The organism is Pseudomonas nicosulfuronedens (genome assembly GCF_005877905.1).
Taxonomy (GTDB): domain Bacteria; phylum Pseudomonadota; class Gammaproteobacteria; order Pseudomonadales; family Pseudomonadaceae; genus Pseudomonas; species Pseudomonas nicosulfuronedens.
Map to the genome: position 1 here is coordinate 179,755 of NZ_SWDV01000002.1, position 19,277 is coordinate 199,031.

17 protein-coding genes are annotated in these 19,277 nt (G+C 65.7%); 11 read left to right on the forward strand and 6 right to left on the reverse strand.

Annotated features, from left to right (window positions below):
• Positions 1–38 precede the first annotated feature (38 nt).
• The 10 genes from eutH to FAS41_RS03055 all read left to right on the forward strand — a co-directional run bounded on the left by eutH (position 39) and on the right by FAS41_RS03055 (position 10,576).
• Positions 39–1,289 (forward strand): ethanolamine utilization protein EutH, encoded by a 1,251-nt coding sequence (gene eutH, locus FAS41_RS03010; protein WP_138520181.1) that lies wholly within the window; start codon positions 39–41, stop codon positions 1,287–1,289.
• A 10-nt stretch (positions 1,290–1,299) separates the two neighbouring features.
• Complete coding sequence (locus tag FAS41_RS03015) at positions 1,300–2,706, forward strand: ethanolamine ammonia-lyase reactivating factor EutA (protein ID WP_138520182.1); 1,407 nt, start codon at positions 1,300–1,302, stop codon at positions 2,704–2,706.
• Between the two features lie 26 nt (positions 2,707–2,732).
• Positions 2,733–4,094 (forward strand): ethanolamine ammonia-lyase subunit EutB, encoded by a 1,362-nt coding sequence (locus FAS41_RS03020; protein ID WP_138520183.1) that lies wholly within the window; start codon positions 2,733–2,735, stop codon positions 4,092–4,094.
• Between the two features lie 12 nt (positions 4,095–4,106).
• On the forward strand, positions 4,107–4,988 hold the full coding sequence (gene eutC, locus FAS41_RS03025) for an ethanolamine ammonia-lyase subunit EutC (protein ID WP_138520184.1): 882 nt from the start codon (positions 4,107–4,109) through the stop codon (positions 4,986–4,988).
• Positions 4,989–5,002: 14 nt separating this feature from the next.
• Positions 5,003–5,662 carry an ethanolamine utilization microcompartment protein EutL gene (eutL, locus tag FAS41_RS03030; RefSeq protein WP_138520185.1) on the forward strand — a complete coding sequence of 220 codons (660 nt, stop codon included), beginning with the start codon at positions 5,003–5,005 and terminating at the stop codon, positions 5,660–5,662.
• Between the two features lie 13 nt (positions 5,663–5,675).
• Positions 5,676–6,203 carry a BMC domain-containing protein gene (locus FAS41_RS03035; protein ID WP_138520186.1) on the forward strand — a complete coding sequence of 176 codons (528 nt, stop codon included), beginning with the start codon at positions 5,676–5,678 and terminating at the stop codon, positions 6,201–6,203.
• Positions 6,200–7,591 (forward strand): 4Fe-4S dicluster domain-containing protein, encoded by a 1,392-nt coding sequence (locus FAS41_RS03040; protein ID WP_138520187.1) that lies wholly within the window; start codon positions 6,200–6,202, stop codon positions 7,589–7,591. Before FAS41_RS03035 ends, FAS41_RS03040 begins: the two co-directional genes overlap by 4 nt.
• Positions 7,570–8,118, forward strand: a complete 549-nt coding sequence (locus FAS41_RS03045; RefSeq protein ID WP_138520188.1) for a BMC domain-containing protein — start codon at positions 7,570–7,572, stop codon at positions 8,116–8,118. Before FAS41_RS03040 ends, FAS41_RS03045 begins: the two co-directional genes overlap by 22 nt.
• Positions 8,119–8,249: 131 nt before the next feature.
• The gene (eutR, locus tag FAS41_RS03050) at positions 8,250–9,308 is read left to right on the forward strand and encodes an HTH-type transcriptional regulator EutR (protein ID WP_138520189.1); all 1,059 of its coding nucleotides are present in this window, start codon (positions 8,250–8,252) and stop codon (positions 9,306–9,308) included.
• Positions 9,309–9,394: 86 nt separating this feature from the next.
• Complete coding sequence (locus tag FAS41_RS03055; RefSeq protein WP_138520190.1) at positions 9,395–10,576, forward strand: acetate/propionate family kinase; 1,182 nt, start codon at positions 9,395–9,397, stop codon at positions 10,574–10,576.
• Positions 10,577–10,594: 18 nt separating this feature from the next.
• On the opposite strand, the gene dxs is transcribed toward FAS41_RS03055, so the two are convergent.
• The gene (gene dxs, locus FAS41_RS03060) at positions 10,595–12,520 is read right to left on the reverse strand and encodes a 1-deoxy-D-xylulose-5-phosphate synthase (RefSeq protein ID WP_138520191.1); all 1,926 of its coding nucleotides are present in this window, start codon (positions 12,518–12,520) and stop codon (positions 10,595–10,597) included.
• 244 nt (positions 12,521–12,764) lie between these two features.
• On the opposite strand from dxs, the gene FAS41_RS03065 reads away from it, so the two are divergent.
• Complete coding sequence (locus FAS41_RS03065) at positions 12,765–13,769, forward strand: Ldh family oxidoreductase (protein ID WP_138520192.1); 1,005 nt, start codon at positions 12,765–12,767, stop codon at positions 13,767–13,769.
• A 192-nt stretch (positions 13,770–13,961) separates the two neighbouring features.
• On the opposite strand, the gene FAS41_RS03070 is transcribed toward FAS41_RS03065, so the two are convergent.
• The 5 genes from FAS41_RS03070 to FAS41_RS03090 form a co-directional block, all read right to left on the reverse strand.
• On the reverse strand, positions 13,962–15,539 hold the full coding sequence (locus FAS41_RS03070; RefSeq protein WP_138520193.1) for an aldehyde dehydrogenase (NADP(+)): 1,578 nt from the start codon (positions 15,537–15,539) through the stop codon (positions 13,962–13,964).
• A 275-nt stretch (positions 15,540–15,814) separates the two neighbouring features.
• Positions 15,815–16,732 carry a dihydrodipicolinate synthase family protein gene (locus FAS41_RS03075; protein ID WP_138520194.1) on the reverse strand — a complete coding sequence of 306 codons (918 nt, stop codon included), beginning with the start codon at positions 16,730–16,732 and terminating at the stop codon, positions 15,815–15,817.
• Positions 16,733–16,840: 108 nt separating this feature from the next.
• Positions 16,841–17,872, reverse strand: coding sequence for a trans-3-hydroxy-L-proline dehydratase (locus tag FAS41_RS03080; protein ID WP_138520195.1), 1,032 nt, complete (start codon positions 17,870–17,872; stop codon positions 16,841–16,843).
• A 37-nt stretch (positions 17,873–17,909) separates the two neighbouring features.
• Entirely contained in the window at positions 17,910–18,632 is a 723-nt protein-coding gene (locus FAS41_RS03085) for an amino acid ABC transporter ATP-binding protein (protein ID WP_138520196.1), read from the reverse strand.
• A complete protein-coding gene (locus FAS41_RS03090; RefSeq protein WP_138520197.1) occupies positions 18,625–19,275 on the reverse strand; it encodes an amino acid ABC transporter permease in 651 nt (216 codons plus the stop codon). The genes FAS41_RS03085 and FAS41_RS03090 overlap by 8 nt, the downstream gene beginning before the upstream one ends.
• Positions 19,276–19,277 lie beyond the last annotated feature (2 nt).

Below are 19,277 nucleotides of genomic sequence, written 5' to 3' on the forward strand. Positions count from 1 at the left end.
CCAACGGAATCAAGAGACGTTCAGGAGCAGTAGCAGTCATGAGCATCAACGAAATCATCATGGTCATCATGATGGTCTTCCTGCTGATCGCAGCGGTGGACAGGGTATTCAGTCAGTTTGGTGGGTCGGAGCGTATTCTCGGCTTCATCGGCCTGGGCAAGGTCGGACGGGGCATCGAGGGGGCCGGCTCGCAGTTCGAAGAAGGCTTCATGGCCATGGGCGCCCTGGGCCTGGCGATGGTCGGTATCACCGCGCTGGCGCCGGTACTGGCGCACCTGCTCGGCCCGCTGGTGATCCCGCTGTATGAAAGTGTTGGGGCGAGCCCGGCCATGTTTGCCGGCACCCTGCTGGCCAACGACATGGGCGCGTTCTTCCTGGCCAAGGAACTGGCCGGTGGCGACACCGCCGCCTGGCTGTACTCCGGCCTGATCCTCGGCGCGATGATGGGCCCGACCCTGGTGTTCATCATTCCCGTGGCGCTGGGCATCATCGAGCCGGGCGACCGCCGCTACCTGGCCCTTGGCACGCTGGCTGGCATCGTCACCATTCCGCTGGGCTGCATCGCCGGTGGGCTGGTGGCGATGGTCTCGAACATCGAGGTCAACGGCCTGCCGGTCGAGTTCACCCTGGCGATGATCCTGATCAACATGATCCCGGTGCTGATCGTCGCCGGCCTGATCGCCCTGGGCCTGAAGTTCTGCCCGGAAAAGATCATTGCCGGCTTCGAAGTGTTCGCCAAGATCCTCGTCGGCGTGATCACCGTCGGCCTGGCTGCCGCCGTGGTGCAGTACACCGTTGGCTGGACGCTGATCCCCGGTATCGATCCGATCTTCATGAGCGCCGGTGACAAGCCGGGCGAGGTGATGCGCGCCATCGAGGTGATCGGCTCGATCGCCTGCGTATTGCTGGGCGCCTATCCCATGGTGATGTTGCTGACCCGCTGGTTCGGCACACCGCTGATGAAGGTCGGCAGCCTGCTGGGGATGAACAAGGATGCCGCCGCCGGCATGGTCGCCAGCCTGGCCAACGTGATCCCGATGTTCGGCATGTTCGGCAAGATGGATAACCGCGGCAAGGTCATCAATTGCGCCTTCGCCGTGTCCGCTGGCTTCGCCCTGGGCGACCACCTCGGTTTCACCGCCGCGAACATGTCCGCGATGATCTTCCCGATGATCGTCGGCAAGCTGATCGGCGGCGTCACTGCGGTGATCGTGGCGATGATGATCGTGCCCAGGTCCGAGCCGCTCGCCATCGACGCCGATGCGCCCGCATCGCTGCCGGCCAAATAGGAGCGCGGCGATGAGCAGGAAGGAGTTGCGCAGCGTCGGCATCGACATCGGCACCACCACCACCCAGGTGATCTTCTCCCGGCTGGTGCTGGTCAACCGTGCCTCGCTTTCCCAGGTGCCGCACTACGAGTTCGCTTCGCGGGAGGTCACCTACGTCAGCCCGGTGACTTTCACGCCGATCGACTTCGAGGGGCATCTGCGCGAAGACGAGCTGCTCGACTTCATTCTTGCGCAATATCAAGCGGCAGGGCTGGTGCCGGAGGACATCGAATCCGGCGCGATCATCATCACCGGTGAAACCTCCAAGGCGCGCAATGCCCGTCCAGCCGTGCTGAAGCTGGCCGAGCGGCTCGGTGACTTCGTGGTTGCCAGCGCCGGGCCGCACCTGGAGTCGGTGATCGCCGGGCGCGGCGCCGGTGCCGCCGAGCTGTCGGCGCAAAGCGCCAGCCGCGTTCTGAACATCGACATCGGTGGCGGCACCGCCAACTATGCGCTGTTCGAGGCCGGCCGGGTGGTCGCCTCGGCCTGCCTGAACGTCGGCGGGCACCTGGTGGAGCTCGATGGCCAGGGGCGGGTCAGGCACCTGCACGCCCCTGCACGCGCCATCTGCCGTGAGCTGTTTCCCGGCTTTGACGAGGCCCGTGGGTTGAGCGCCGAGCAGTTGCGCGCGCTGACCCGGCGCATGGCCCATTTGCTTCATGAGGTGATCAGCGGCGAGCTGTCACCGCTGGCGCACGAACTGCTGATGACCGCTCCGCTGCCGGCCACGGCGCCGCTGCACGCGGTGACCCTCTCCGGCGGCGTCGGGCAGTGTTACTACCATGATCGCGACGAGGCGCCGTTGCGCTACGGCGATATCGGCCCTTTGCTGGCCAACGCGCTGCGCGAGGACGCGGGACTCGCCAGCCTGCCGGTCCGCGAGCCGAAACAGACCGTGCGCGCCACGGTGATCGGCGCCGGCGCTCACAGCCTGTCGCTGTCGGGTAGCACCATCTGGTTGCGCGACCTGCACCTGCCGTTGCGCAACATCCCGGTCATCCATGGTGTGCCCGGCCAGGCATCGGTCGAGGCCTGGAGCGCCCGCCTGGCGCAGATGGACCTGCGCGCCAGCGAGGACCTCTATGCCCTGGCCCTGGCCGACGACCTGCCCATCGCCTACCAGGCGTTGCAACGCTGCGTGACGGAACTCAGCGAGTTCCAGCGCCGGCATCCCAATCCCCATCCATTGCTGGTTGTCGCCAGCCAGGACCTCGGCAAGGCGCTGGGCATGTTGCTCCAGCCGCACCTGGCCGGGCGGGCCCTGGCGGTGATCGACGAGGTCGCGACCGGCGATGGCGATTACATCGATATCGGCAGCCCGATCTTCGACGGCGAGATCCTCCCGGTCACCGTCAAGTCCCTGGCTTTTCCTTCCTGAGCTTTCTCTTTCCCAAGGCAGTGACGATGAAACTCAAGACTCAGTTGTTCGGCAAGATCTACCAGTTCGGTAGCGTCAAGGAAGTCCTGGCCAAGGCCAACGAGCCACGCTCAGGCGACATTCTCGCAGGAGTTGCCGCGAGCACTGCCCAGGAGCGTGTCGCGGCCAAGCAGGTGCTTTCGGAACTGACCGTCGCCGACATCCGCATGAACCCGGTCATCCCTTATGAGGAGGACTGCGTCACGCGGTTGATCCAGGACGGCATCAACGAGACGTCCTATGCCCGTGTGGCGAACTGGAGCATCGGCGAGCTGCGCGAGTACATCCTCGCCGACAGCACCGACACCGATGCCATTGCCTTCCTCCGCAAGGGGTTGAGCTCCGAGGTGGTCGCGGCGGTGGCGAAGATCTGCTCCAACACCGACCTGATCTACGGCGCGAAGAAGATCCCGGTGGTCAAGCGCGCCAACAACACCATCGGCCTGCCCGGCCACTTCAGCGCCCGCCTGCAGCCCAACGACACCCGCGACGATGTGAAGAGCATCGCTGCGCAGCTGTACGAGGGGCTGTCCTACGGCATCGGCGACGCGGTGATCGGGGTCAACCCGGTGACCGACAACGTGGAGAACACCACCCGGGTACTGGGCACCCTCTACGAGGCCATCGACAAGTTCGAGATTCCGACCCAGGGCTGCGTGCTGGCGCACGTCACCACCCAGGTCGAGGCCATTCGCCGGGGCGCACCGGGCGGGCTGATCTTCCAGAGCATCTGCGGCAGCGAGAAGGGGCTGCGCGAGTTCGGTGTGGAACTGGCCATGCTCGACGAAGCACGAGCCGTGGGCGCCGAGTACAACCGTATCGCCGGCAGCAACTGCCTGTACTTCGAAACCGGCCAGGGCTCGGCGCTGTCCGCTGGGGCGCACTTCGGCGCCGACCAGTTGACCATGGAAGCGCGCAACTACGGCCTGGCCCGCCACTACGACCCGTTCATGGTCAACACGGTGGTCGGCTTCATCGGCCCGGAGTACCTCTACAACGACCGCCAGATTATCCGCGCCGGTCTCGAAGACCACTTCATGGGCAAGCTCAGTGGCCTCTCCATGGGCGTGGACTGCTGCTACACCAACCACGCCGACGCCGACCAGAACTCCAACGAGAACCTGATGATCCTGCTGGCCGCCGCTGGCTGCAACTTCATCATCGGCATGCCGATGGGCGACGACATCATGCTCAATTACCAGACCAGCGCCTTCCACGACACCGCCACCATTCGCCAGTTGCTCGGCCTGCGTCCGGCACCGGAATTCGAGCAGTGGCTCGAGCGCATGGGGCTGATGCACAACGGCCGGCTGACGGCGCGCGCCGGCGATCCCTCCATTTTCTTTTAAAGGTGAACTGACATGCATCAGCAGCAGATCGAGGACATCGTTCGCTCCGTATTGAACGAGCTCAAGGCAAGTCCGGCCGGTGCCCCGGGAATGGAGGCGGCCCCCGTTCAGGCTGGCGTCGAGGATGGCCTGTGCTCCTGGGACCTGGGCTCCGCCGAGGCCCGGCAATGGATCGGTATCGACAACGCGCAGCGCCCGGAGGTGCTCCAGGAATTCCGCAAATCCACCGCCGCGCGCGTCTGCCTCGGGCGTGCCGGCGTGCGTCCGCGCACCCAGGCACTGCTGCGTTTCCTGGCGGACCACTCGCGCTCCAAGGACACCGTACTCAAGGAGGTCTCTGCCGAGTGGGTGAAGCAGCAGGGCCTGCTCGAAGTGCAATCGGAAGTGGAAACCAAGGACCAGTACCTGACCCGTCCGGACATGGGCCGTCGCCTTGACGAAAAGGCCATCGCCACACTGTTGGCCGAGTGCAGGAAGAACCCGCAGGTGCAGGTGGTGATCTCCGATGGCTTGTCCACCGATGCGGTGACGGCGAACTTCGACGAGATTCTTCCGCCCTTGCTGCAGGGCCTGAAAAGCGCCGGGCTGGATGTCGGCACGCCGTTCTTCGTGCGCTACGGCCGGGTCAAGGTCGAAGACCAGATCGGCGAACTGCTCGGCGCCCAGGTAGTGATCCTGCTGGTGGGTGAGCGTCCGGGCCTGGGCCAGTCGGAAAGCCTGTCCTGCTATGCGGTGTACAAGCCGACCCAGGCCGGCACCGTGGAAGCCGACCGTACCTGCATCTCCAACATCCACCGCGGCGGCACCCCGCCGGTGGAAGCGGCAGCGGTCATTGTCGATCTGGCCAAGCGGATGCTGGAGAAGAAAGCCTCCGGTATCGCACTGAACCGTTAAGGGAGTGACATTCGATGAGCATGCTCGATCCGATCAAACCCAGCGTCACGGCCATGCGCCTGATCGCTTCGCTGCAGGATGACTTCCGCCGCGAACTGAAACTCCCCGATGACATCCGCAGCCTCGGACTGATCAGCGTCGACTCCGACGATGTGGCCTACATCGCCGCCGACGAAGCCACCAAGCAGGCGCTGGTGCAGGTGGTCTATGGCCGCTCGCTCTACGCTGGCGCGGCCAACGGCCCGTCGTCCACCGCCGGCGAAGTACTGATCATGCTCGGCGGGCCGAACCCTGCCGAGGTGCGCGCCGGCCTCGATGCGATGGTCGCCACCATCGAGAACGGCCCGGCGTTCCGCTGGGCCAACGATGCCGAGAACATCGCCTTCCTCGCCCATGTGGTATCGCGCACCGGCAGCTACCTGGCGCAGACCGCGGGGATCACCGAGGGCGATCCCATCGCCTACCTGGTGGCGCCTCCGCTGGAAGCGACCTTTGGCATCGACGCGGCGCTCAAGGCTGCCGACGTGCAACTGGTGACCTACGTACCGCCGCCTTCGGAGACCAACTACTCGGCCGCGTTCCTCAGTGGCAGCCAGGCGGCCTGCCTGGCCGCTTGCAACGCCTTCCGCGAAGCCGTCCTGGACGTTGCGCGGCAGCCTGTCCAGTTGCGCTGAGGAGGAACGCGGAATGCTCAACGCCATCGGTCTGCTGGAAGTTCGTGGCCTGGTCGTCGGGATCGAGGCCGCTGACGCCATGCTCAAGTCGGCCTCGGTTCGCCTGCTACGCCAGGCACTCACCAATCCTGCGCTGGTCAGCCTGGTGGTGGAGGGCGATCTCGCAGCCTGCCGCGCTGCACTGGATGCTGGCGCAGCTGTAGCCTTGCGCGCCAACGCGCTGGTCAGCCGCAAGGAAATCGGCCGGCCGGAGGACGACACGGCCTACCTGCTGGACACTCTGCTGGCGGAGCCATCTCCGCCTCCGCCAACCGCTTGCGCCAGCGCGCCGGCGGTCGTTGCCGAGGAACCGATCGAGGTGCCGGAAGGGCTTCTGCCGTTGTTGGCGCAGCACAAGCACGGCTGCAGTGCCAGTGAGGTGTCGGCGGCGTTCGAGGTGCCAGTGGAGGTGGCTCGCGATTGGCTGGAGCAACTCTGCGTCAGCGGCAAGTTGCGCAAGCGCGGCAGCCGCTACCGGCGTGCGGGAGGTAGTGCGACATGACCCGCATCCTCGACCTGGATGCCGGGCTGATCCGGCGCCGGGTAGCGGCGGCAGGTGTGGTCGGGGCCGGCGGCGCCGGCTTCCCGACTCACGTCAAGCTCAATGCCAGCGCCGAGATCTACCTGGTCAACGGCGCGGAGTGCGAGCCTTTGCTGAAGGTCGACCAGCAGATGGCCGATGAGCAGGCCGAGTGGTTGATCAAGGGGCTGCTGTACGGCATGGCTGCGACCGGCGCCGCTGAAGGCATCATTGCGCTCAAGGCCAAATACCAGGCCGCCATCGATCGCCTGACGCCGTTGCTCCCCGAGCGCGTGCGGTTGCACATCCTGCCGGACATCTATCCGGCCGGCGACGAGGTGATCACCATCTGGCTGGCCACTGGCCGGCGTGTACCGCCGGCGCAGCTTCCGCTGTCCATCGGCGTGGTGGTGAGCAACGTGCAGACGCTGATCAACGTCGCCCGCGCGGTCGAGCTCGAGCAGCCGGTCACCCAGCGCACCCTGACGGTGAACGGCGCGGTGCGCCAGCCGCTGACGCTCAGCCTGCCGCTGGGTACGCCGCTGCGCGAGGCGCTGGCGTTGGCTGGCGGCTGCACGGTGAGCAATCCCGCCTTCATCAATGGCGGGCCGATGATGGGGCACCTGCTGGATGACCTCGACGAGCCGGTGACCAAGACCACCGGCGGCCTGCTGGTGCTGCCCGAGGATCACCTGCTGATCCGCCGTCGCCGGCAGAGCATGGACACGGTGCTGGCCATGGCACGTTCGGTGTGCGAGCAGTGCACGCTGTGCACCGAACTCTGCCCACGGCACATGATCGGTCACGAACTGCCGCCGCACCTGATCGTGCGCGCCACCAATTACCAGCACATTGCCCAGCCCAGTGTATTGCTGTCGGCGCTGACCTGTTCCGAGTGCGGTATCTGCGAGGCCTATGCCTGCCCGGTGGAGATATCGCCGATGCGCTTGAATCAGGCGCTCAAGGGCCGTCTGCGCGCCGAGGGCGCCCGCTACGAAGGCGAGCTGCGCGCGGCCGACCCGATGGCCGAGTACCGCCTGCTGCCGGTCAGCCGGCTGATTTCCCGCCTGGAGCTGCAAGCCTTCAACCACAAGGCGCCGATGCAGGTCACGGACGACGCCCCGCGTGAGGTCAGCCTGCCGTTGCGCCAGCACATCGGCGTTGCAGCCGAGCCTTGCGTTGGCGTGGGCCAGACGGTGGTTGCCGGCCAATGCATCGCCAGCATCCCTGAAGGGCAGCTGGGTGTTCCGCTGCACGCGAGTATCGATGGCCAGGTCATCGAGGTCGGTATCAGCCATATCCGCATTGCAGCCTCCACCGCGGACACACTTTCCCAAGGAGAATCTCCATGTATCACGCCATCGGCCTGATCGAGCTGACCAGCATTGCCCGTGGCGTCCAGGTCGCCGACCTGATGCTCAAGAGTGCCGATGTGCAACTGCTCTCGGCCAAGACCATCTGTCCCGGCAAGTACATTGCCATGGTCGGCGGACAGATCGCTGCGGTGCAGCAGGCCGTTGCCACGGGAGAAGAGGCGGGCGGCCACATGGTGGTCGATCGCTTCGTTCTGCCCAATATCCACGAATCGGTGTTGCCGGCGATCAGCGGCGTGACCCGGGTGGAGCGCACCCAGGCGCTGGGCGTGGTGGAAACCTTCAGTGTGGCAGCCTGCATCGAAGCGGCGGACGCCGCGGTGAAAGCGGCCAACGTGGTACTGGTGCGCGTACACATGGCCTTCGGCATTGGCGGCAAATGCTACCTGGTGGTGACCGGCGACGTCGCCGACGTGGAGACCGCGGTCAAGGTCGCGTCGCAAAGTGCCGGTGAGAAGGGTCTGCTGGTTCACAGCATGACGGTTCCCAGGCCGCACGTTGACCTGTGGCAGCACCTGCTCTAGCTGACTGAAACAGTCTTGTCAGGCGACCGAAGAGTCGCTGATCCAAGTAAGAAATGTTGTGCCTTGCAGATGAAGTTGGCGTTCAGCGCCAGATTTGGTCGTGGACCCCGTCGGGGTGTGGCAAGGCAAGCATGAGCAGTAAAAAGCGCGAGATCGACCTGCATCACTTGTGGCAGGAGCAAGGAACGGGGGGCCCGGCCCAGGAGCCACTGGGGCGTAGCGAGTGTGTTCGCCTGCGTCGTACGGAGGACGTCTATGCCCATGCCTGTCACATCACCGCCTGGCAGCAGCTTTACGACCAGTTGAGGCCGGGGGCATTCCAGGGGGAGTTGGACGAGGTCTGGCTGAAGGGGCTGCAGTTCTTCCGTGAACGCACCAGCCACGCCCTGCACCAGTCCTGCATGGTTTGGCCGGGCGCCTTCTGGTTTGGCATTCCTTTCGCGACACAGGCCCAGGGCTACATTGGTCGTCGGCAGATCGACACCGAGTCCATTGCGGTAAGGCCCGGTGGTCGGGAGTTCGAGCTGAGCACCCCGGACGACTACGGCATCCTCGGCCTGGTAGTCGACAGAGGGTTGTTGCAGGAACAACTGGAATTCCAGGGGCAGGCGCAGACGTTGTGCCTGCTGGAAGAACACACCGTGCTGCACCTGGATGCCGCCCACAAGCAACGCTTGTGCATGTACATCGACGAGGCCCTGGAGGTCGCCGCCAAGGCCCCGGCAAGCATGGGTACACCGGCGGTCGGCAAGCAACTGAGCCATGAGTTGCTGCTGGTCCTGCTGGCAGCGTTGCAGGGAGCCCAGACAGTCGATCTGGACTGCTCCGTGACTTCACTGCGCAAGCGGCAGATCGTCTCGCGGGCGCGCGAGTACGTGCTCGACAATCCCAGTGATCACGTGACGGTGCTGGATCTCTGCCAGCGCCTGCACGTCAGCCAGCGCACACTGCAGAACTGCTTCCTCGAGGTGATCGGCAGAAGCCCGATGAACTACCTCAAGGCCGTGCGCCTGAATGCCGTGCACCGAGAGCTGGGCAGCCCCTATTCAACGTTCAACACCGTCCAGGATGCAGCCATGGCCTGGGGCTTCTGGCACATGGGTCAGTTTTCACGCGACTACCTGACGCATTTCGGCGCCCGGCCTTCGCACACCCTCGCCGAGCGCGCGCGGCTCAGTACGGCCTGGTAGCCGCCAGCCTTCCCGTCAATCACTCCATCGTTCCGTTCGTGCCTGCAGCGCAGGCGCGACGGGCACTTTTTACCCAGGAATCAACGATGTCCCAGAGAAACGTCCTTGTCATCAATTGTGGAAGCTCCTCCATCAAGTTCGCCCTGATCGGGGAGGGCCGCAGCCACTTTCTGCTGTCCGGGATTGCCGAGCGACTGGGCTCGGCAGAGGCGCTGTTGCGGGTGCGTGACCGCGAAAGTGAAGACTGCCTGCCGATTCCCCACGCCGGTTATGCACAAGCCCTCGCCCGGCTATTGCCGCTGGCACGCCTGGCTGCAGGAGGTGAGCTATATGGCGTGGGGCATCGCGTGGTGCATGGTGGCGAGCACTTCACCCAGGCGTGCCGAATCGACCCCCAGGTAGTGGATACCATCCGCGCCACCATTGGCCTCGCCCCCTTGCATAATCCCGGCGCTCTGGCAGGCATCGAGGCGGTTCTGCAGCTGTTTCCCTCGATGCCGCAGGTGGCGGTATTCGACACGGCATTCCATCAGACGTTGCCCGAGCACGCTTACCGTTATGCATTGCCGGATGAGCTGTACCGCGAGCACGGAGTGAGGCGCTACGGTTTTCATGGCACCAGCCACCGCTGCGTCAGCCAGCGCGCCGCCGCGCTCTGCGACCTGCCCATCGACGACAGCTGCTGGCTCTCGGCGCACCTGGGCAATGGCAGTTCGACCTGCGCCATCGTCGACGGTCGCAGCCGTGACACCAGCATGGGCATGACACCGCTGGAGGGATTGGCGATGGGGACTCGCAGCGGAGACGTCGACCCCAACCTGCACATTCATCTGATGCGTACCTTGGGCTGGTCGATCGAGCGAATCGATCGCCTGCTCAACCAGGAAAGTGGCCTTCTGGGGATGTCCGGGTTGTCCAACGATATGCGTACGCTGGAGCAGGCTCGAGCCGAAGGGCACCCGGGAGCGACCCTGGCCATCGAGGTGTTCTGCTATCGGCTGGCGAAGTCGCTGGCAGCGATGAGCTGTGCGCTGCCTCGTATCGACGGCCTGATCTTCACCGGTGGGATCGGTGAGAACTCGGCGCTGATCCGTAGCCTGACCGTGGGGCATCTGCGGGTTCTGGGTTTTGCTCTGGACGAGAGCGCCAACCAGACTCGGGGCAACCAGGGGCGAGCGATTCAGGCGGTTGGCAGTCCGCGGGTATTGGTCGTACCGACTGCCGAGGAAGAGATGATCGCTGTGGATACCCTGACGCTCCTCGGCTGAGGAGCGTCAGGCTGACTCTCAGCGCTGCTGGCTGGCGCTGAGGTTCAGCAGGTTCAGGCGTTGTTCGACGGCGCGCTGAATGCCATCCGCGTCAAGACCGCACTCCGCGAGCATCTGCGCCGGCTTGGCGTGCTCGACGTAGTAGTCCGGCAGGCCCAGGTGCAGGATCGGCTGCTGGAGGTTCTCGCGGGCGAGGAATTCGCTGACGGCGGCGCCGGCGCCACCCATCACCGAGTTCTCCTCGACGGTCACCAGCAGCTCGTGGCTGGCGGCAAGCTGGCGTACCAGTTCCTCATCCAGCGGCTTGACGAAGCGCATGTCGGCAACCGTGGCGTCGAACTGCTCGGCCACTTTCAGCGCTTCGGCCAGTTGCACGCCGAACACCAGGAAGGCGACCTTGCCGGCCTTGCCTTCGCGGCGCACCACGCCCTTGCCGATCTCCACCGGAGCCAGTTCGGCCTCGATGGTGGCGTTCGGGCCGGTGCCGCGCGGGTAACGCACCGCCGCCGGGCCCTCGAAGTGATGGCCGGTGGTGAGCAGCTTGCGCAGTTCGTTCTCGTCGCTGGGGGTCATCACCAGCATGCCGGGGATGCAGCGCAGGTAGGAGAGGTCGAAGCTGCCGGCGTGGGTCGGACCGTCTTCGCCCACCAGTCCGGCGCGGTCGATGGCGAACAGCACGTCGAGGTTCTGCACCGCGACGTCGTGGATCAGCTGGTCGTAGCCGCGTTGCAGGAAGGTGGAGTAGATCGCCACCACGGGCTTGGCGCCGTCGCAGGCCATGCCGGCCGCCAGGGTCACGGCGTGCTGCTCGGCGATGGCGACGTCGAAGTAGCGGTCCGGGAACCGGTCGGCAAAGGCCACCAGGTCGGAGCCTTCCTTCATCGCCGGGGTGATGCCGACCAGGCGCGGGTCCTGGGCAGCCATGTCGCACAGCCACTGGCCGAACACGCTGGAGTACTTCGGCCCGCCAGCCTTCTTCGGCACGGCGTGGGCGGGAGCGCCTTCGGGTTCGAGCTTGGTGATGGCGTGGTAGCCGATCGGGTCGATCTCGGCCGGCCCGAAGCCCTTGCCCTTCTTGGTCACCACGTGGAGGAACTGCGGGCCCTTGAGGTCACGCATGTTGCGCAGGGTGGCGATCAGGGTCGGCAGGTCGTGGCCGTCGATGGGGCCGATGTAGTTCCAGCCCAGTTCTTCGAAGAGTGTGCCGGGGACCAGCATGCCCTTGGCGTACTCTTCGGTGCGGCGGGCGATCTCCCAGGCGCCGGGCAGGCGCGAGAGCACCTTTTTGCTGCCTTCGCGCATGCTGCTATAGGTGCGGCTGGAGAGGATCTTGGCCAGGTAGTTGGACAGGCCGCCGACGTTGTTGGAGATCGACATGTCGTTGTCGTTGAGGATCACCAGCATGTCGGCCTTCACTTCCGACGCGTGGTTGAGCGCCTCGAAGGCCATGCCGGCGGTCAGCGCGCCGTCACCGATCACCGCCACCGACTTGCGGTTGGAACCTTGCATCCGAGCGGCGATGGCCATGCCGAGGGCGGCACTGATGGAGGTGCTGGAGTGACCGACGCCGAAGGTGTCGTACTCGCTTTCCGAACGACGCGGGAAGGCGGCCAGGCCGTCCTTCTGGCGCAGGCTGCCCATGCGCTCGCGGCGACCGGTGAGGATCTTGTGCGGGTAGGCCTGGTGGCCGACGTCCCACACCAGCCGGTCGTCCGGGGTGTCGAAGACGTAGTGCAGGGCGACCGTCAATTCGATGACGCCCAGGCCTGCGCCGAAGTGGCCGCCGGTCTGGCCGACGCTGTACAGGAGGTACTGGCGCAGTTCGTCAGCGAGGGTCAGCAGCTCCGCTTCCCCGAGCCGGCGCAGTTCGACCGGCGTGCTGGCGCGGTCGAGCAAGGGCGTGGCAGGGCGCTCGCGGGGAATCTCGTGGAACGTCGTGGGCATCAGGCTGATCGTTATGAGAGGCAAAGATGCGGAAGTTTACCCGAAGCTCCGGATTGGCCCAAGCAACGTAGGGCCAATCCTTTGGACGACCGGATGGTCGGGATGCGGTCGTCAGGCTGTGCCGAAATCGTCGTTGCTTCCGACGATTGCACGCAAGCGAGCCTTGGAGGCAGCCGCCACTGTAGGCAGGATGATGACCAGCGGCGGATTGCCGCAGTCTTTTGTAGCAATCGAGGAGGATGGTGTGACCCGACTGAGCCTGGAAGAACTGCGCGAATTGTCCGAAGCGATCCTGCGTCGCCACGGTTTCAGCGAGCCCCATGTACAGGGCGTGACCGAGACGGTGCTGGCCGGCGAGCGCGACGGCTGCACTTCCCATGGCGTGTGGCGGCTGTTGGGTTGCATCCATACGGCGCGTGCCGGAAAGGTTTCGCTGGATGCCGTGCCGCACCTGTCGGAGCCTGCCCCGGCGCTGGTACGGGTAGACGCCAAGGGTGGCTTCTCGCAGTGCGCCTTTGACCTCGGGCTGCCGAAACTGGTGGAGAAGGCGCGGAGCCAGGGCATTGCTGCAATGGCGGTCAACCATTGCGTGCACTTTTCGGCGCTGTGGGTGGAGATCGAACGGATCGTCGCCCAGGGTCTGGTGGCGCTGGCGGTGACTCCGGCCCAGGCCTACGTGGCACCGGCAGGGGGGACGCGGCCTTTGTTCGGTACCAACCCCATCGCTTTCGGCTGGCCGCGTGCCGGGCAGAATCCCTACGTCTTCGACTTCGCCACCACCGTCGTGGCGCGCGGGGAAATCCAGCTGCACGAGCGCGAGGGCAAGTCCATCCCGCTGGGCTGGGGTATCGATGCAGAAGGTCAGCCCAGTACGGATGCGAGCGCCGTGCTCGACGGCGCCATGCTGACCTTCGGTGGGCACAAGGGCTCGGCGCTGGCGACTATGGTCGAGTTGATCGCCGGCCCGCTGATTGGCGACCTGACCAGTGCCGAGTCCACGGTCTTCGACGCCGGGACGAAGTCTTCGCCGTATCATGGTGAATTGCTGATCGCCATCGACCCGGCGCGCTTCCTCGGTGCGGATGCTGCGCAGCACCTGGCGCGGGCGGAAACCCTGTTCGAATCCATCGTCGACATGGGCGCGCGCCTGCCGTCTCAGCGGCGTTTCGCGGCGCGCGAACGCAGCTTGAAAGAGGGCGTGGAGATCAGCGATTCGCTGTATGCCGATCTGCGCAAGCTGCTGGAGTAGGCAGGACGTAGGGCTAATAACCTGGAACAGGTTATCCGCCGCTGGCTTCGTAGCGGATAGCGCTGGCGCGTTATGCGCCCTGCGAAAAGCCATGCCTCGCGGCGTTTCGCGAATAAAAAAGCCCCGGCGCAAGGCCGGGGCTGAGCATCGGCGCGGGACTGGCCGACAGTTCACTCCCGCGCCGACGAACCTTCAGCGAGTCACCGCGTTGCGTGTCGTCTCGCCATCCACCAGCCGCGCGATACCCAGTGGGTTGGCGTCCTTCAGCGCCTCGGGCAGCAGCGCATCCGGGTAGTTCTGGTAGCACACCGGACGCAGGAAGCGGTCGATGGCCAGGCTGCCGACGGATGTGCCGCGCGCGTCGGAGGTCGCCGGATAGGGGCCGCCGTGAACCATGGCGTCGCAGACTTCCACGCCGGTGGGGTAGCCATTGATCAGCAGGCGTCCGGCCTTGCGTTCCAGTACTGGCACCAAGGCGGCGAAGCGTGAGAGATCGTCCGGTTCGGCGATCAGCGTGGCGGTGAGCTGGCCGTGCAGGCCGTCCAGCGCGCGGCGCAGTTCGGCTTCATCGGCCACTTCGACGACGAGGGTGGTGGGGCCGAAGACTTCCTCCTGCAACAGCTCTTCGCCCTCCAGCAGCAGCTCGGCCTTGGCCTGGAACAGTTGCGGGAATGCCTGCCGGCCTTCCTGCGGATGCCCGGCGAGGTGGCGCAGGCCGGGATGGGGCAGCAGGCGGGAGACGCCCTTTTCATAACTGTTCAGCGTGCCGGCGTTGAGCATGGTCTGCGCCGGGCGCTGGCCGATCTCGGCGATCAGGTTGGCGACGAACAGGCTGAACGCGGGCGAGGCGACGCCGATCACCAGGCCGGGATTCGTGCAGAACTGGCCGCAGCCCATCACCACCGAATCCGCCAGTTCGCGGGCGATCTTTTCGCAGCGAGATTCCAGGGCAGCGGGTAGCACGAGGACCGGGTTGATGCTGCTCATTTCGGCAAACACCGGGATCGGCTGCGGACGGGCGGCCGCCAGGTCGCACAGTGCACGACCGCCCTTGAGCGAGCCAGTGAAGCCGACCGCCTGGATCGCCGGGTGCTTCACCAGCGGTTCGCCGACGCCGGCGCCATAGATCATGTTGAACACGCCGGCCGGCATGCCGGTGGATTCGGCGGCGCGGATGATGGCCTCGCCGACCCATTCCGCCGTGGCCATGTGGCCGCTGTGGGCTTTCACCACCACCGGGCAACCGGCAGCGAGGGCGGCGGCGGTGTCGCCACCGGCGGTGGAGAAGGCCAGCGGGAAGTTGCTGGCGCCGAACACGGCCACCGGGCCGACGCCGGTGCGATATTGGCGCAGGTCCGGGCGTGGCAGCGGCTGGCGATCCGGCAGGGCGCGGTCGATGCGCGCGCCGAGGAAGTCGCCGCGGCGCAACACCCTGGCGAACAGGCGCATCTGGTTCGCGGTGCGGCCCCGTTCGCCCTGGATACGTGCGGCGGGCAGCGCGGTCTCGCGGCAGACGGTGGCGATGAAGTCGTCGCCGAGGGCTTCGAGCTCCGTGGCGATGGCGTCGAGGAACTGTGCGCGGCGTTCCGGCGACAAGGCGTTGTAGGTCGGGAAGGCCGCTTCGGCGGCGCGGGCGGCGGCGTCGACTTCGGCTTCGGTGGCCTGGAGGAAGTCACGGGGCAGGGCTTCGCCGGTGCTGGCGTCGAGGCTCTGCAGGCGGACATTGCCGGCGCCGACGCGCTGGCCGGCGATGAAGTTCTGGGCGGTCATGGGCGGGCTCTCTGGTGCTGGATTTCGGTACGGCGAAGAGCCCCTCTCCCCAGCCCTCTCCCTGAAGGGAGAGGGAGTGTCCGAGTGGCTCGAGCTGTCGAGTACTCCTGAAGGAAAGGTGTCAGGAGGACTACGTTCTGCCCCCTCACGCCGAACCAGTCCCCTCTCCCTTCGGAGCGGGGCGCGCAGCTAGGGTTAGGGAGAGGGCATCGAACGCGCGGGTGAACCTTGGAGTTTCGGTTCGCGCCGACTGCCCCTCTTTCCGGAAGTCGCGATTACAGCCCGACATCCGGCAGCTTCGGCCGGTTCGCCAGCGCCTTGGCCATGATGGTCTCCACGTGCTTGCGGTCGGCGCCTTGCAGCGCCAGGCGCGGCGGGCGGGTGAGGGCGGTGCCGCGGCCGGCGATCTCCTCACACAGCTTGATGCACTGCACCAGGTCCGGACGGGCGTCGAGGTGGAGGATCGGCATCAGCCATTCGTAGATCGGCATGGCCTCTTCATAACGGCCGGCCTTGCACAGGCGGAAGATGGTTTCGCCTTCCTGCGGGAAGACGTTGGACATGCCGGAAATCCAGCCCTCGGCACCCACTGCGATGCTTTCCAGCACGACGTCGTCGAGGCCGGCGAAGAGGATGAAGCGGTTGCCCACTTCATTGCGTACGTCGATGAAGCGGCGGGTGTCGCCGGAGCTGTCCTTGAAGCAGACGATGTTCTCGCAGTCGGCCAGGGAGATGAGGATGTCCGGGGTGACGTCGTTCTTGTAGATCGGCGGGTTGTTGTAGACCATCACCGGCAGGTCGGTGCTGGTGGCCACGCTGCGGAAGTGCGCGGCGGTCTCGTGCGGCTTGGAGGAGTAGACCAGCGCGGGCATCACCATGATGCCGTCGACGCCGACCTTCTGTACCGCCTTGGCCACTTGCGAGGCGCCATGGCTGGTGAACTCGGCGATGCCGCAGATCACCGGCACGCGGCCACCGGAGGCGTCCTTGGCGACCTCGGTGACGGCCATCTTCTCCTCGATGGACAGCGAGGTGTTCTCGCCCACGCTGCCGCAGACCACCAGGCCGGACACGCCGTCGCGCACCAGGTTGGAGATCACCTGGTGGGTGGCCTCCAGGTTAACCGAAAAATCGTCGTTGAACTGGGTGGTGACCGCGGGGAACACGCCGCTCCAATTGACCTTCTTGCTCATGTTTCTCTCCAATTGTCGTATTTCGTATACGAAAGTTCCGGGAGGCTTCCCTGAAAATTCGTCGTCGGGTGCCGCTACGCGGCGAATCAGGGTTGAATTTGGGAAGCGTCAGTAACCGTTCGGCCAGGTGTCCGACAGCCGATAGCCTTCGGGCCAGGGGTCGGATGGGTCGAGCAGGTGCTGGTGGGTGCCGGTGATCCAGGCGCGGCCGGAAATGCACGGGTGGATCGCCGGTTTGCCGCCGACGCTGGTGAGGCCGTCGATGCGGCAGTGGAACTTGGAATCGATGATCGAATGGCCGACGAAGCGCTCGCCGTCCTTCAGCTGGCCCTTTGCATGCAGCACTGCCATGCGCGCCGAGCAGCCGGTGCCGCAGGGCGAACGATCGATCTTGCCGGGGCGGATGACCACGGCGTTGCGGCCGTGCAGCACGCCGTCGATGCGTTCCACCGGAGCGGTCAGCTGGCAGAAGGAGATGTGCGCCCAGTCGTGGTTTTCCGGGTGCTTGAAGCCCAGTTGCTGGTTCGCCGCCTGGGTGATCTTCAGGCCGGTGGCGACCAGGTCGGCGGCTTCCGAGGCATGCAGGGTGAAACCCAAGGCATGGGCGTCGGCGAGCACGAAGCTGTCGCCGCCGTAAGCGGTATCCACCTGCAGTGAACCGAGGCCTTCCACTTCGATCCAGGCGTCGAGCTGGTCGGCGAAGGAGGGCAGGTTGCGTACTTCCACGCGCTGCACCTTGCCGTCCTTGCAGTCGGCCACGGCTTCGATCAGACCGCCCGGTGCTTCCAGGGTCAGGCGCGTCTGCGGTTCCTGCATCGGCAGGATGCCGCTGTCGAGCAGCACGGTGCTGACGCACAGCGAGTTGGAGCCGGACATCGGCGGCACGTCGGCCGGTTCCATGATGATCCAGGCCATCTGCGCGCGCGGGTCCTTCGGCGGTACCAGCAGGTTCACATGGCGGAACACGCCGCCGCGCGGCTCGTTGAGGACGAAGTTGCGCAGCACGTTGTCGCTGGCGATGAAGCGCGACTGTGCCCACACGGTGTCGCCGGGCGGCGGGGCGACGCCGCCGACGATGACGTCGCCGACCTCGCCTTCGGCGTGGCAACTGACCACGTGGATGATCTTGCTCGAACGCATGTCTGTCTCCTGTGCGAATGGGCCAATGGATGCGCGGTCAGTTCACCGAGCGGAGGAACTCCGCCGTCTCCGCCCGCTGCGGGTTGACGATCACCTGGTCCGGCGTGCCGATCTCGTGCACCAGCCCGTCGCGGAAGAACGCCACGCGGTCGGACACGTCACGGGCGAAGCGGATCTCGTGGGTCACCAGGACCATGGTCATGCCCTCTTCGGCGAGCAGGCGCATGGTGTCGAGCACTTCGCCCACCAGCTGCGGGTCGAGCGCCGAGGTGGCTTCGTCGAACAGCATGTAGTCCGGCGACATGGCGAGCGCACGGGCAATCGCCATGCGCTGCTGCTGCCCGCCGGAGAGCTTCTGCGGGAATACCTTGAGCTTGTCGCCCAGGCCGACGTGCTTGAGCTGCTTCACTGCCATGGCCTCGGCCTCGTCCCTGGACAGGCCGAGCACCTTGCGCGGGGCGAGCATGACGTTCTCCAGCACGGTGAGGTGCGGGAAGGCGTTCCACTGCTGGAAGACGATGCCGATCTTCTGCCGCAGCTTGTTCAGGTCGGTGGTCTTGGCGTGGACCTCGATGCCGTCGACGCGGATCTTGCCGCGCTGGATCGGTTCCAGGCCGTTGATGCACATCAGCAGGGTGGACTTGCCCGAGCCCGAGCCGCCGATGATCGAGACCACCTCGCCCTTCTTCACGGTCAGGCTCACGCCCTTGACCACTTCCAGATCGCCGTAGGCTTTGTGCACGTTGTCGATTTCAATCATTTTCCTGCCACCTTTGTTCCAGCCGGGCACCGAGGCGCGCCACGACCCAACTCATGAGGTAATAGATGACCCCGGCGATGCACAGCACCAGCAGGGGTTCCTGGATGCGCGTGACGATGGTCTGCGAGGCGCGGAGCAGTTCGACGATGCCGATCCACATGACCAGCGCGGTGTCCTTCATCACCCCCAGCACCAGGTTCAGCCAGCCGGGGAAGGCCACCCGCGCCGCCAGCGGCAGCACGATGTAGCGCAGGTCCTGCCAGTAGGTCAGGCCCAGGGAGCGGCTGGCGCGGCGGATGTTCGGGCCGACGGCGAGGATGCCGCTGCGGATGATCTCGGTGCAGAACGCTGCCGCGTAGACGCCCAGTACCAGGCAGCCGACGGTGAAGGCGCTCCAGTTCAGGCCGACGATGCTTTTCAGCGAGTTGAACAGCACGAACTGGATCAGCAGCGGCACGCTTCTGAAGATGTCGAGGAACCAGCCGACCGGCATCGTGGCGCGCGGCAAGGTGGCGCGCAGCCAGCCGAGCACGATGCCGGCAAGGGTGCCGATGAGCATCGCGCCGACGGTCAGCTTGACGGTGACCCAGGCCCCTTGCAGCAGGAACATCAGGTCGCCTGCGGTGAAGCTCGTGGAAAACATGC

Excerpts from the sequence above, each read along its gene's own strand:
- FAS41_RS03020 (WP_138520183.1), top strand. The coding sequence starts at position 2,733 with ATGAAACTCAAGACTCAGTTGTTCGGCAAGATCTACCAGTTCGGTAGC.
- FAS41_RS03090 (WP_138520197.1), bottom strand. The coding sequence starts at position 19,275 with ATGTTTTCCACGAGCTTCACCGCAGGCGACCTGATGTTCCTGCTGCAA.
- eutH (WP_138520181.1), top strand. The coding sequence starts at position 39 with ATGAGCATCAACGAAATCATCATGGTCATCATGATGGTCTTCCTGCTG.
- dxs (WP_138520191.1), bottom strand. The coding sequence starts at position 12,520 with ATGCCCACGACGTTCCACGAGATTCCCCGCGAGCGCCCTGCCACGCCC.
- FAS41_RS03040 (WP_138520187.1), top strand. The coding sequence starts at position 6,200 with ATGACCCGCATCCTCGACCTGGATGCCGGGCTGATCCGGCGCCGGGTA.
- FAS41_RS03080 (WP_138520195.1), bottom strand. The coding sequence starts at position 17,872 with ATGCGTTCGAGCAAGATCATCCACGTGGTCAGTTGCCACGCCGAAGGC.
- FAS41_RS03075 (WP_138520194.1), bottom strand. The coding sequence starts at position 16,732 with ATGAGCAAGAAGGTCAATTGGAGCGGCGTGTTCCCCGCGGTCACCACC.
- eutR (WP_138520189.1), top strand. The coding sequence starts at position 8,250 with ATGAGCAGTAAAAAGCGCGAGATCGACCTGCATCACTTGTGGCAGGAG.
- FAS41_RS03045 (WP_138520188.1), top strand. The coding sequence starts at position 7,570 with ATGTATCACGCCATCGGCCTGATCGAGCTGACCAGCATTGCCCGTGGC.
- eutL (WP_138520185.1), top strand. The coding sequence starts at position 5,003 with ATGAGCATGCTCGATCCGATCAAACCCAGCGTCACGGCCATGCGCCTG.
- eutC (WP_138520184.1), top strand. The coding sequence starts at position 4,107 with ATGCATCAGCAGCAGATCGAGGACATCGTTCGCTCCGTATTGAACGAG.
- FAS41_RS03035 (WP_138520186.1), top strand. The coding sequence starts at position 5,676 with ATGCTCAACGCCATCGGTCTGCTGGAAGTTCGTGGCCTGGTCGTCGGG.
- FAS41_RS03070 (WP_138520193.1), bottom strand. The coding sequence starts at position 15,539 with ATGACCGCCCAGAACTTCATCGCCGGCCAGCGCGTCGGCGCCGGCAAT.
- FAS41_RS03015 (WP_138520182.1), top strand. The coding sequence starts at position 1,300 with ATGAGCAGGAAGGAGTTGCGCAGCGTCGGCATCGACATCGGCACCACC.
- FAS41_RS03085 (WP_138520196.1), bottom strand. The coding sequence starts at position 18,632 with ATGATTGAAATCGACAACGTGCACAAAGCCTACGGCGATCTGGAAGTG.
- FAS41_RS03055 (WP_138520190.1), top strand. The coding sequence starts at position 9,395 with ATGTCCCAGAGAAACGTCCTTGTCATCAATTGTGGAAGCTCCTCCATC.